This is a genomic window from Algorimicrobium algoritergicola (genome assembly GCF_008086165.1).
In the GTDB taxonomy this organism is placed as follows: Bacteria; Bacteroidota; Bacteroidia; order Flavobacteriales; family Flavobacteriaceae; genus Algorimicrobium; species Algorimicrobium algoritergicola.
In genome coordinates this window covers 589,875-603,079 of record NZ_VSKL01000002.1, presented here as the reverse complement: position 1 = coordinate 603,079, position 13,205 = coordinate 589,875, and the positions used below count along the sequence as shown (strand labels likewise).

The window sequence follows — 13,205 nt, the reverse complement described above, 5'->3', positions numbered from 1 at the left end:
AATACTCGGACGATTAGTAGCAACCATTTTGCTGCTACTTATTATTTTGATGCTACTATTGTCCATTCCGGCCGTTCAAACAGGCATTGCCAAACATGTTACGAACAGGATTAATTCAGATTTCAAAACCAATATAAATATTGAACGCATCGGTTTACAAATTACTGGTGATGTGGAACTAAAGGGCGTACTTATTCGCGATTTTAAAAAAGATACCCTAATTAGTGCCACCAATTTAAATACCTCCATTTTAAGTTTTAAAAATTTATACAATGGTAAATTGGTTTTTGGTGATATTGATTTAGAAGGTGTTATTTTTAATCTGGTGACTTATAAAGGTGAAACCGACACCAATCTAGATGTGTTTGTGGCACGTTTTGATGCGGATAACCAGGAAGTTCGTGAAAGTACATTTTTAATGTCTTCTAGTGATGTAACGATTAGAGATGGCATTTTCAGGATGACTAATGAAAATAATGAAACGCCTAAAATTCTTGAATTTACCAACGTTTTCACCAATGCGACTAATTTATTAATTAATGGTCCAAATGTTAGCATGCGAATAAATACGTTAGCATTTGATGATAGTCGTGGTCTTAAAATGAAAAATTTAGTCACCAATTTTTCATATACCAAAGAACAAATATTTTTAGATAATTTAGATATTAAAACGGAGAATTCTATTTTAAAAGGCGATGTGAAATTTACGTACAATAGAGAAGATTTACAGTTTTTTACAGATAAGGTTCAAGTCAATGCCAATTTTACAGAAGCGGATATAGCTTTAAATGAGTTGAATACTTTTTATGATGAGTTTGGTATTAACCAACATGCCACCTTTACGACAAACATTACCGGAACACTAAATGATTTACGCCTGAATAACTTAAAATTGAATACGAGTAGTAATAGTCGTGTTTACGGTGATTTGTATTTTAAGAATCTGTTTAATAAAGAAACGGATAACTTTTATATGAATGGAAAATTCACTAATCTATCATCCAATTATAAAGATTTAAAGGCGCTTTTGCCTAATGTTTTAGGGAATTCTATTCCTACAGCTTTTGATAGATTAGGCCGTTTTACCATTGTTGGGCAATCTGAAATTACCACATCTGAAATAAAGGCAAATCTGCAAATTCAAACGGATTTAGGCTTTATAGATTCTAATTTAGAAATGAAAACCTTTAATGATGTGGATAATGCGACATATAAAGGTAAAATAGTATTTAAGGATTTCGAAATTGGGGAATTCATGGAAAACCCGAATTGGGGAAAAACATCATTAAACCTAAATGTAAATGGGAAAGGTTTTACTTTAGAAGGATTAGATACCAAACTTTTGGGTGATGTGTATTCCGTTGTATATAACGGTTATGAATATAACAACTTGGAAGTATCAGGTGTTCTAGGAAATAATATTTATGATGGAAAACTCATCTCCAATGATGAAAATTTAAAACTAACATTTAATGGGTTAGCCGACTTTTCAAAGGAAATAAGTGAATTTGATTTTGAAGCAGATGTTAGCTATGCGAACCTAAAAGCCATGAATTTTGTGAAAAATGATAGCCTATCAACTTTTAAAGGTGTGGTGGTTATGAAGGCAACAGGAACATCTGTAAATAATGCCGTTGGTAACATTCAATTTAGTAATACATCGTATATCAATGAGCATGATTCATATTTCTTTGAAGATTTTGAAATAACATCAACTTTTCAAGATGAGGTACATTATATTAATGTGAATTCTCCAGATATCATTACAGGACAGTTAAGTGGTGTTTTCCTGTTTGAAGATATAGGAAAGCTTTTTGAAAATGCCGTTGGAAGTATTTATGCAAATTATAAACCGCATAAAGTAGTAGAAAATCAATACATTGATTTTAACTTTAATATCTATAATAAAATTGTTGAAGTATTTGTTCCTGATATCGAGCTAGGATCCAACACCTACATTCGTGGCCATGTGGAAAGTCAAGAAGATGAATTTAAACTAACCTTTAAATCACCTAAAATTAAGCTGTTCGATTATTTTGCAGATCAAATTTCTTTACAAGTAGATAATAAAAACCCACTTTTTAATACCTATGTAGAAGTAGATAGTATCAATACCAATTTTTATAATATTTCTAAATTCAACTTAATTAACGTAACCCTTAAGGATACGTTGTTTATTCGTTCGGAATTTAATGGCGGTAAAAACAATAACGATATCTATAATTTAAGTTTTTACCACACTATAAATAAAGAGAATAAATCGGTTGTTGGTTTTAGTAAATCAGATATCACTTTTAAAGGGAATACGTGGATATTAAATGAAAATAGAAACCGGAATAACAGGCTCGTTTTTGATAATAATTTTAAAAATGTAAAAATAGATTCATTTTTAATGAGTCACAATAGCGAGCAGATAAAGCTTTTCGGTGAATTACGGGATTCTACCTACAAGGATATCAAACTAAATTTTAAGGATGTTGATTTGGCTAAAATTACACCATCCATAGATAGTTTGGATTTACGCGGAAACGTAAACGGTAAGTTGGATGTTTTTCAGCAAAACGGACTTTACTTGCCAGATGCCAATATTACGATCGATGATTTGGAAATTAATAAGCTGGTCCTTGGTTCTTTTGATGCTCAAATACGTGGTAATGAATCGCTTACAAACTATTCGGTGTACGCCAAAATTAAAGATGATGCGAATGAATCCTTTTCCGCTATTGGTATTATTGATGTGGCATCAAATGTTTCAACTATAGACGTCGATTTAAATTTAAACAACTTTAACCTGTCACCATTAAACCCATTCTTGTCTGGTATTCTAACAAATATTAGAGGAGACGTTACTGGTGTCGCTAGACTAGAAGGAAGTTTAAAAAAGCCTCAATTAAATGGCGATTTGGTATTAAACAATTCCGGATTAACGGTTCCGTATTTAAATGTCGATTTTGAATTTGCTAATAAATCATCGGTAACGCTTGATAATCAGAGTTTTGTTTTTAATAACATCCGAATAACAGACACCAAATATAATTCCAAAGGTATTTTAGATGGCTCCATTAACCATGTTAATTTTGGCGATTGGAGTTTAGATTTAGATATTAATACACAACGATTATTGGTTTTAGATACCCAAGAAGAAACAGAAGAAGCACCCTATTACGGAACTGGATTTATTGGTGGTATTGCCAGTATAAAAGGAGCTACAAGTAATTTGGTGATAAGCGTTGTTGGTGAAACCAAGCCAGGTACAACCTTTGTTATTCCTTTAACAGATTCTGCAAGCTTTGGTGATAATTCCTTTATTCATTTTTTAACGCCCGAAGAAAAACTTGCCAAATCATTGGGTCAGGAGGTTCGTACGCAGAATATTTCGGGATTAGAATTAGATTTTGAATTAGATATTACGCAAGATGCCGAAATAGAAATTGTGATTGATAAAGTGTCTGGAAGTACCATAAAAGGAAGTGGAGTTGGTGGGTTACTAATTGATATTAATACCAATGGTAAATTTAATATTTATGGTGATTTCTCGGTATTTGATGGTGTTTATAACTTTATGTATGGTGGCATTGTTCAAAAGAAATTTATTGTAGAACCCGGTGGAACTTTGGCTTGGGAAGGCGATCCATTTTCAGCTCAAATTGAAATAAGCGCTATTTATAAAACGCAAGCAAATCCATCACCATTACTGGACAATCCTATTAATAGGAGTATTCCTGTTCACGTGTTAACCATGTTAAGTGGGCCTTTAGAAAAGCCCGATATCGAATTTGAATTCGAATTTCCAAACGTGAGTTCTACGGTGAAATCAGAATTAAATTACCGATTAGATTCCAAAGAAGACAGAGATAATCAAGCGCTATATTTATTAGCAACAGGTGCCTTCTCAAACCGATTAAATGATATAAATATAACCGGAACTATCACCGAACGTTTAAATGGTATTATTAACGGTTTCTTTTCAACCAGTGATAATAAAGTAAACATTGGTTTAAATTATGAAGCTGGCGAAAACACACCAGACTATCAAACAGATGATCGCTTAGGTGTGACGCTTCAAACCAATATTAGCGACCGCATTTTAATTAATGGTAAAGTAGGTGTGCCCGTTGGTGGTGTTAGTGAAACGGTTATTGCTGGAGATGTTCAAATAGACTTTCTATTAAATGATGAAGGTACACTGACAGCTAAAGTTTTCAATCGGGAAAATAGTATCCGAAATTTTGGTGAAGAAATTGGCTATACCCAAGGTGTTGGTATTGCATGGAATGTGGATTTTGACACGTTTAGTGAACTGATTCAAATTATTTTTAAAGGCAAACACGAATACGAAGAAGAAAAAGCCAAAGAAGCAGAGCAAGCTGAAGAAAATAATAAAAACCTACCTGGCTACATCGGCTTTAAGGATGAGGAAGAAAAGAATTAAAAACAGTGACAAATAGCATGTTATTTATAGTTTTTCTTTAGTAGATTTACATAATCAAGTGAAAAAATCATGTCAAAAAATATTAAAAGAATAGGTGTTTTAACATCTGGTGGAGATTCGCCAGGAATGAATGCCGCCATTCGTTCCGTTGTTAGAACCTGTGCATATCATGAAATAGAATGTATAGGTATTTATCGCGGTTTTGAAGGATTGATTGAAGGCGATTTCAAACCACTTTCCGCACGTAGTGTAAACCATATCATCAATAAAGGAGGCACCATGTTAAAGTCTGCTAGATCTAAAGAATTTAGAACAGATGCAGGTCAGCAAAAAGCCCATGAAAATCTTGTTAAAGCAGGTATAGAAGCCTTGGTTATTATAGGAGGTGATGGTAGTTTTACTGGTGGTTTAGTTTTTAATAAAGCCTTTGATTTTCCAATTATCGGTATTCCAGGAACTATAGATAATGATATTTTTGGCACCAACTTTACGTTGGGTTTTGATACCGCTTTAAATACGGTTGTTGAGGTGATTGATAAAATACGAGACACAGCAAGTTCACACAAACGCTTATTTTTTGTGGAAGTTATGGGGCGCGATGTTGGTCACATTGCATTAAATGCAGGTGTTGGAGCAGGAGCTGAAGAAATATTAATCCCTGAAGAAGATTTAGGGTTGGATAGACTTTTAGAATCATTGAGACGCAGTAAAAAATCTGGTAAATCATCTAGTATTGTTGTGGTAGCGGAAGGCGATAAGATTGGAAAAAATGTTTTCGAATTGAAAGATTACGTTGAAGAAAATATGGAAGAATACGAAGTACGTGTTTCGGTATTAGGACATATGCAACGTGGTGGGTCACCATCCTGTTTTGATCGTGTTTTAGCCAGTAGAATGGGCGTGAAGGCAGTGGAAACTTTATTAGAAGGGAAAACAAATTTTATGGTTGGTATTTTAGATAATAAAATGGCATTAACACCATTAGAAAAAGCCGTAAAAGGCAAAACAGAAATAAATAAAGAATTATTACGCGTGTCGGATATTATGACCACGTAACAAATAGTAATAATAAAAAATAGTAAAAATTATGGCTAAATTAAAATTAGGAATAAACGGATTTGGACGCGTTGGTCGTATTGTATTTAGAGCAACTATGGAAAGGCCAGATGTTGAGGTTGTAGCAATTAATGATTTGCTTGATGTTAACCATTTAGCCTATTTATTAAAGTATGATTCAGTTCATGGCCGTTTTAATGGAACGGTTGAGGTGGAAAATGGCCATTTAGTTGTTAATGGAAAAACCGTTCGTGTAACAGCAGAGCGTGACCCAAAAAATTTAAAATGGGATGCCGTTGAAGCAGCTGTTATTGCGGACTGTACTGGGATTTTTAAAACAATAGAATCGGCTCAAGCACATATTGATGCTGGCGCCAAGAAAGTGGTAATCTCTGCACCAAGTAAAGATGCACCTATGTTTGTAATGGGTGTTAATCATTTAGATGCTAAAGCAACGGATACCATAGTTTCAAATGCCTCTTGTACAACAAATTGTTTAGCACCAATGGCTAAAATTATGAATGATAATTTTGGTATTGAAGAAGGTTTAATGACAACGGTTCATGCTACAACATCGTCGCAACATACCGTAGATAGTCCAAGTGCCAAGAATTACCGTTTAGGGCGTTCTGCTTTAAATAATATTATTCCAACAACCACTGGAGCCGCTAAAGCCGTTGGTAAAGTCATCCCAGAATTAGAAGGGAAATTAACAGGCATGGCATTTCGTGTGCCTACAGCTAATGTGTCTGTTGTTGATTTAACAGTCAGAACCAAAAAAGAAACCTCTTTAGAAGCCATTAAAAAAGTATTTAAGGAAGCTGCAGAAGGTTCTTTAAGAGGAATTGTAGGTTATACCGAAGATGCTGTGGTTTCACAAGATTTTGTAAGTGAAGATCGCACCTGTGTTTTTGATGCCGATTCAGCTATCGAATTGAATTCTCGATTCTTCAAGTTAGTAGCTTGGTATGATAATGAGTATGCTTATTCTTGTAAATTAGTAGAATTAGCCGAGCATATTAACAGTTTATAAATATAATGCTACATTTGAATTCGCAGTTTTATAATTTTAATTGTAGACTGCGAATTTTTTATTTTTAGAAATATGATAGTAATTGTTGATAGTGGTTCTACAAAATGTGATTGGCTTACCGTTGATATAAACGGCAATCATTTGTTAGAAAAAATAAAAACAAAAGGTTTAAATCCAGCCATTTTACAAGAGGCTGAACTTTATAATATAATCAATGAGCAACCCGACTTAAATAAACATAAATTGGCTGTTACTCACGTCTATTTTTATGGAGCCGGTTGTGGAACTGAAAAGCCACGATTACTTTTAAAACAGGTTTTGGCATCTATCTTTTCAAACGCTTTAATTGAAGTGAAGGAAGATACCTATGCAGCCATTCGTGCAACCGTTAATGAACCAAATGAGGCAGCTGTGGTTTGTATTTTAGGAACAGGTTCTAATTGTAGTTATTTTGATGGCAGCCATGTGCATCAACGTGTTAACTCGTTGGGATATTCACTTATGGATGATGCGTCTGGGAATTACTATGGCAAACAGTTAATTCGGGATTATTATTTTTATCACATGCCAGAAACCCTCCGGACTGCTTTTGCCGAGACCTATAATATGGATACAGATTTTATTAAGCACAACCTATATAAACAACCCAATCCGAATGCCTATTTAGCCAGTTTTGCTGAATTTATGTTTTTGCATAAGGAAAACGTTTATATCAAAAATTTGATTAAAAAAGGTTTGCGACTTTTCTCTGAAAATATGATTCTACAGTTTAAAGAAGAAATTAAATCGGTTCCTGTTCATTTTGCAGGTTCTATCTCGTATTTTTCAAAAGATGAAATTTTAGAAGTCGCCGAAGAATATCATTATAAAGTGGGCAATATAGTAAAACGACCAATTGATGGTTTGGTTAATTATCACACCAATAAAAACGAATAATGGAAATAGCAATTATAGCACACGATGGAAAAAAGGCTGAAATGGTTCAGTTTTTAAATGAACATAAAGCGTTTTTTCATCAAGATTATATCACATTAGTATCTACAGGAACCACTGGTAATAAGGTGGAAAGTGCTGGATTTAATGTGAAAAAATTATTGTCCGGACCTTTAGGCGGTGATGCGCAAATAGCGGGTCGTGTAGCCGAAGGATTGTGCAAGATGGTGCTTTTTTTCAGAGATCCATTAGCAAAACACCCACATGAACCTGATGTTTTGATGCTGATGCGTTTGTGTGATGTGCATGATGTACCATTGGCAACCAATCCGGCAACTGCCTTGCTTTTAATTAAAGGTTTGTAAATTATTTATTTGTTAAACATAGATTATTTTTTAACAAACTATTTTGTATAAACTTGATTTTCTTGTTCAGCCACACGAATAAAGGTTGTTCGTTTGGTAAGTTCTTTTAAACGTTGTGCGCCAACATAGGTGCACGTACTTCGTAAACCGCCTAAAATATCAAACACCGTTGTTTCAACAGAACCTCTGTACGGAACTTCAACCGTTTTCCCTTCACTAGCACGATATTCAGCAACACCACCAACGTGTTTATCCATAGCGGTTTCAGAACTCATACCATAAAATTGTTTATAGTTTTCGCCATCACGTTCTATCAACTCACCACCACTTTCATCATGTCCAGCTAACATGCCTCCAAGCATTACGAAATCAGCACCAGCACCAAAGGCTTTGGCAACATCACCAGGTGTCGTACAACCACCATCACTTATTATTTGTCCCCCAAGTCCGTGGGCAGCATCCGCGCATTCTATGATAGCGGATAATTGCGGATAGCCAACGCCCGTTTTAACGCGTGTGGTACAAACAGATCCTGGACCAATTCCGACTTTAATAATATCAGCTCCAGACAATAATAATTCTTCTACCATTTCACCAGTAACCACATTTCCGGCTATAATAACTTTGTCAGGGTGCGCTTTTCGCGTTTTTCTAACAAAATTGGAAAAATGTTCAGAATAACCATTTGCAACATCAATACATATAAAATTGAGTTGCGGACACGCATTTAGAATGTCTTTTAATTTATTAGAATCTTCACTTCCCGTTCCTGTACTAACCGCAATATAATTTGCAATTTCTTTTGGAGCAGCATCTATAAAGCTTTTCCATTCTTCCACCGAATAATGTTTATGAATGGTAGTAAATAATGAATGCTTAAATAATGCTTGAGCCATTTCAAACGTGCCAACGGTGTCCATATTGGCAGCCATAATTGGAATGCCCGTCCATGTTTTCTTACTGTGTAAAAAAGTGAATTCACGTTCTAAACTCACGTCTTTTCTGCTTTTTAAGGTCGATCGTTTTGGACGAATCATGACATCTTTAAAACCTAACTTTATATCGTGTTCTATGCGCATATTATATTGTAATAAGGGTTATTCAAATATACACGTTCCAGATTAGTAAAACTTCATGCGACTTTATTTCTATTCATTATTTTAACGTATTTGATAGAATTCTAATTTAAATATTTTAATTTGTGTTGGCTTAAAACAAAGTAATACGTACAGAATGGTATTTTGATAAATCGAATAATTTTATGAATCGGAAATTTTTGAAAAATCTGGGTATTATAGTGTGCTTGTTAGCCATGAATTCTTTTGTTTTTTCGCAGGATATAGAACCACGTCGTTGGACACCTTTACCATTGGGAACGCATGTAATTGGCGCAGGTTATGCATTTTCTGAAAGTGATATTTATTTTGATCCTGTTTTGCAAACCGAGGATGTAAAGCAAAATATGGATGTTATTGCCATATCTTATGTTCAGCCTTTTAAAATTGGGGATAAATTAGCACGAGTAGATGTTACAATTCCGTATGTTTTTGGACAATGGGAAGGTAAAATTTCTGGAGAACCTAAATTGCTTAATAGACAAGGTTTTGCAGACCCTAGAGTTCGGGTTTCCTTAAATTTAATTGGTCCAAATGCCATGGGCAGGGTTGAAATGATGGAGTATATGAAAGCCAATCCTGTGAACACGATGTTAGGTGTTTCATTGGCCGTTAATTTCCCTTTAGGGCAGTATGCGGAGGATCGTTTAATTAATTTAGGAAATAATCGGTTTATTTTTAGACCGCAAATAGGAATGGTTCATAATTGGGGACAATGGTCTTACGAATTAACGACTTCCGTCTTTATTTTCACGACGAACAACCAGTTTTTTAATAATCAAGAAAAGAAACAAAATCCCCTATATGCCGTGCAATCTCATTTAATCCATCGATTTAAAAATAGGATGTGGGTTTCTGCAAGTGCTGGATTAGGAAGTGGTGGTTCCGCAACAATTGATGGTGTATCACAAAATGATGCACGTGGCGATTTTTTAGGAGCCATATCGTTTGGAGCACCGATTACAAAAACACAAGCTGTAAAGTTATCCTATTTACGCTCGGTTACTTTTCAAGATATTGGTTCGGACAGTAATACGTTGGGTTTTGGCTGGTCTATGGCCTTTTAAGATTGCTATTTGACAGCCATCATACTAATTTCCACATTTACATATTTTGGTAAATTGGCAACTTCTACGGTTTCACGGGCTGGTGCTGTATCTGAATTAAAATATGTTGCATAAACCGCATTGATTTTTGAGAAATTACCCATATCACTTATAAATATGGTTGATTTAATAACGTTTTCAAAAGTCATATCTGCAGCTTCTAAAACAGCCTTCATGTTTTGCATAACCTGTTCTGTTTCCAGTTCTATAGTATCTAAAATTAATTCGTTTGTTACAGGATTAATGGCAATTTGTCCAGAGGTATAAAGCATATTTCCTACTAAAACGGCTTGGTTATAAGGCCCAATTGGAGCAGGAGCGTGTTTCGTGTTAATTATTGTTTTCATTGAAAAAAGCTTTTTAATTAGTCGTATTAGAATAAATTATAGTCGTTGGTCAGGCTGGCGTCGTTTATCATATTTAATATCTTTCAGGATATTGGATTTTATACCAATAAAGAAATACCACGAACTTCTAGTACTAAAAGGAACCCAGCTAAAATTCATGCGCCAACTTAATAAATCACGCTCAAAACGTAATTGGGTGTATGTAAAACCATTATTTTTAAAATCATAACCCGATGAAGCTCCAAAAGTCCATTGCGGCGCAATTTCTACATCGCCAGAAAACATGAGTGAATGCGATGATATTTCATTCTCTCTTCGCGTATTCGTGTAATTTGCAGCATAAGCAAATTTAATATTCCACGGAATTTTACTCGTATATAACTTGCTAGGTTTTCGCTCCTTGTCGTCATCTTCGTTGTCGTAATAACTTTGGTCTGAAAAATCTTGGGCACGGCCAAATAAATCATCATCACGACCACCACTACGTAAATTTTCTGCTGTGCTTCGGTCGTTTTCTGTACCATCAAAATCACTGCTTGAAATGGAGTAACTCATGGTAACATTGGCACTGGTTAATCGGAACAAACTTCCACCATTATCAATATTAAACTTATCAATTTTGGCGTTATTATTATCTAAAGCATATGGGTCTAATGTAGCACCAAAGTTGATGGACATTTTATTATTTAATATCTGAGTTCCTCCAGACATTCTCAACGGACTCCAGTTTAATGAATCTCCAGCCAAATTATATGCTGTTGAAAAATTAAGATTGTCAAGTAGTTTTATTTTCTTTGCTTCTGTTGCTGTAGAATCTCTATCACGTACTTTAGCTTCTATATTGTTAGACAAACTCATACCTATAGAACTGGAGTAGCGGTTATTTGGAACGCCAAAAATACCACCTTCAAAACGGGTATATTCTTCTTCTGTAACGGTTAAACCATCTGCACTCACTACCTCATAGGTTTGGTAATAATTACTAAATGACGGGTTTATGTTATAGCTCATAGACGGTCTCATAACATGCCTGATTTGTTGAATTTTAGGATCTTTGCCTGCTTTTCTAAAATCGAACATTCCATATACGGTGGTTCCTAAACTGGTGCTAAAATTATAGGTACGGAATGCATCAAAACCTTTTTCAGTTTCTGTAACTACTTTCTTTTCATCGGGATCGTAATATTTATTAACCGTTTCAAAAACCCAAGTCTCATCATAAGAAGTACTAGCACTTAAACTTAAATATTTAAACACTTTAAAGTTTGTTGTTAATGGAATACTGTGTTGCATACCATTTTCTGCACTATCCCACATTTCTTTTTTAAAGAATAGGGAATCAGTTGTTTCTATCCTGTTCTCTGCACGGACATTGTATTGAAAATTAACATTCTGAATAATCCCTTTTTTAATGCCTTCTTTAGGCGCAAAAGGGAAAATACGGCTTACACTAGCTTGAACAGTAGGTAATGTCATATTAATAACTTCAGTATTCGTGTTTTGCGAATGGGTGGCAGTAGCACTTAAATTTACTTGTGGTTCACCTTGAAAGGTTTTTGCATAAGATACAGATGATGCCAACGTGTTATTTAAGAAACTAGGTGCATTAACTTGATTTATAGATGTCTGATAGTATTTACTACTTCCTAAATTGACAGATGCTGAAAATCGTGAATTCGGATTGGCCTTCGGATCCTGTGCATGAGACCAACGAATATTATAAATGTTAGATTTCCCGTAATCAGGGAAACCACGTTCGCTATTAATTAGGTTTTCATAGCGAAATCCAAGATTACCACGAAATTTATACTTATTAGCGTATGCACTTTCCATTCGTAAGCCATAACTACCATTGGTGTAATAGTCGCCTAACACAGCTAAATCAAAATAATCACTTAAAGCAAAATAATAACCACCATTCTGAATAAAGTATCCACGATTACTTTCTTCTCCAAAAGTTGGAATAATAACACCTGATGTTTGCTTATTTGTCAAAGGAAAAAAACCAAATGGCAAACCTAAAGGAGTGGGCACATCGGCTATAACCATGTTGGTAACACCGACTACAATTTTTTCGCCAGGCACAATTTTTATCTTACTAGCTTGAAAATAGTACTCCGGGTTTTCAATATCTTTTGCTGTTGTAAAACGCCCTTTATAGAGAAATATAACAGAGTCGTTTACCTTTTTGGTAATAGGTGCAAATATTTTAATATCGCCTTGTTGGGTATTGGAATTATAAATTAAAGCCTTTTCTGTTACCGTATTAAATTTTATAGAATCGGGTTTCACCTCATTATCGGCTTGTTTAAATATAGGTGCTTGGGTATATAGCCCTGTAGAATCTACAATACCTTTTGCAAAAACCGTGTTGGTGTTGTAATCAATAACAATAATTCCAGCCTTAAGCTCCATGTCTTCATAATACACTTCGGCTTCATTATACATATACAGTTTTTGCTCCTTATTATTAAAGGATGTATAATCTGTAGCTATGTATTTTATAGGGCCGGTAAGCATTTCTGGCTTGGGTTTTACCGTATCATTAAGTGTGGAATCTTGCCCTTTTTCAGAAGTTATTGGCTTTAAAGCATCGCCAATACTCACATTTAAGCTATCGTTATCAGTGCTTGATTCTACCTGTATTCCCGATTTTGGCAAATCTTGGGCAAAGCCAAACGTGTTGATAAACACTGTAAAACTTAAGGCAAAAAGTATGTGAAAGTTGTTTGTACGCAACGCTTTTAAATGTATTTTTGTAAAAGTATGGCTCGGTTTTTGAATTGCCAAAATTACATATATTTTTTGTGATTAAATT

At 34.6% G+C, this 13,205-nt stretch carries 9 protein-coding genes; 6 read left to right on the top strand and 3 right to left on the bottom strand.

The annotated features are described in order from the left end of the window. Nucleotides 1-49: 49 nt before the first annotated feature. The 5 genes from ES675_RS08700 (at nucleotide 50) to ES675_RS08680 (ending at nucleotide 7,819) form a co-directional block, all read left to right on the top strand. Nucleotides 50-4,432, top strand: coding sequence for a translocation/assembly module TamB domain-containing protein (locus ES675_RS08700; RefSeq protein WP_066254736.1), 4,383 nt, complete (start codon nucleotides 50-52; stop codon nucleotides 4,430-4,432). A 69-nt stretch (nucleotides 4,433-4,501) separates the two neighbouring features. Beyond that, complete coding sequence (pfkA, locus tag ES675_RS08695) at nucleotides 4,502-5,488, top strand: 6-phosphofructokinase (protein ID WP_066254731.1); 987 nt, start codon at nucleotides 4,502-4,504, stop codon at nucleotides 5,486-5,488. A 31-nt stretch (nucleotides 5,489-5,519) separates the two neighbouring features. Beyond that, a complete protein-coding gene (gap, locus tag ES675_RS08690; RefSeq protein WP_066254728.1) occupies nucleotides 5,520-6,521 on the top strand; it encodes a type I glyceraldehyde-3-phosphate dehydrogenase in 1,002 nt (333 codons plus the stop codon). A 72-nt stretch (nucleotides 6,522-6,593) separates the two neighbouring features. Further along, nucleotides 6,594-7,457 (top strand): N-acetylglucosamine kinase, encoded by an 864-nt coding sequence (locus tag ES675_RS08685; RefSeq protein WP_066254725.1) that lies wholly within the window; start codon nucleotides 6,594-6,596, stop codon nucleotides 7,455-7,457. Further along, entirely contained in the window at nucleotides 7,457-7,819 is a 363-nt protein-coding gene (locus ES675_RS08680; RefSeq protein WP_066254722.1) for a methylglyoxal synthase, read from the top strand. The genes ES675_RS08685 and ES675_RS08680 overlap by 1 nt, the downstream gene beginning before the upstream one ends. Before the next feature lie 38 nt (nucleotides 7,820-7,857). Here the strand turns inward: ES675_RS08680 and ES675_RS08675 are convergent, their stop codons facing one another. Further along, entirely contained in the window at nucleotides 7,858-8,898 is a 1,041-nt protein-coding gene (locus ES675_RS08675; RefSeq protein WP_066254719.1) for a GMP reductase, read from the bottom strand. A 182-nt stretch (nucleotides 8,899-9,080) separates the two neighbouring features. Between ES675_RS08675 and ES675_RS08670 the strand changes: the two genes are divergently transcribed. Next, on the top strand, nucleotides 9,081-10,001 hold the full coding sequence (locus ES675_RS08670) for a transporter (RefSeq protein WP_231931318.1): 921 nt from the start codon (nucleotides 9,081-9,083) through the stop codon (nucleotides 9,999-10,001). A 5-nt stretch (nucleotides 10,002-10,006) separates the two neighbouring features. Here the strand turns inward: ES675_RS08670 and ES675_RS08665 are convergent, their stop codons facing one another. Continuing rightward, nucleotides 10,007-10,387 (bottom strand): Rid family detoxifying hydrolase, encoded by a 381-nt coding sequence (locus ES675_RS08665; RefSeq protein ID WP_066254709.1) that lies wholly within the window; start codon nucleotides 10,385-10,387, stop codon nucleotides 10,007-10,009. A 36-nt stretch (nucleotides 10,388-10,423) separates the two neighbouring features. Continuing rightward, on the bottom strand, nucleotides 10,424-13,177 hold the full coding sequence (locus tag ES675_RS08660) for a putative LPS assembly protein LptD (RefSeq protein WP_066254705.1): 2,754 nt from the start codon (nucleotides 13,175-13,177) through the stop codon (nucleotides 10,424-10,426). Between the last annotated feature and the right edge of the window lie 28 nt (nucleotides 13,178-13,205).

Bases quoted from the DNA above. Each gene is read 5' to 3' on its own strand.
- pfkA (WP_066254731.1), top strand. From the start codon at position 4,502: ATGTCAAAAAATATTAAAAGAATAGGTGTTTTAACATCTGGTGGAGAT.
- ES675_RS08680 (WP_066254722.1), top strand. From the start codon at position 7,457: ATGGAAATAGCAATTATAGCACACGATGGAAAAAAGGCTGAAATGGTT.
- ES675_RS08665 (WP_066254709.1), bottom strand. From the start codon at position 10,387: ATGAAAACAATAATTAACACGAAACACGCTCCTGCTCCAATTGGGCCT.
- ES675_RS08670 (WP_231931318.1), top strand. From the start codon at position 9,081: ATGAATCGGAAATTTTTGAAAAATCTGGGTATTATAGTGTGCTTGTTA.
- ES675_RS08675 (WP_066254719.1), bottom strand. From the start codon at position 8,898: ATGCGCATAGAACACGATATAAAGTTAGGTTTTAAAGATGTCATGATT.
- ES675_RS08685 (WP_066254725.1), top strand. From the start codon at position 6,594: ATGATAGTAATTGTTGATAGTGGTTCTACAAAATGTGATTGGCTTACC.
- ES675_RS08700 (WP_066254736.1), top strand. From the start codon at position 50: ATGCTACTATTGTCCATTCCGGCCGTTCAAACAGGCATTGCCAAACAT.
- gap (WP_066254728.1), top strand. From the start codon at position 5,520: ATGGCTAAATTAAAATTAGGAATAAACGGATTTGGACGCGTTGGTCGT.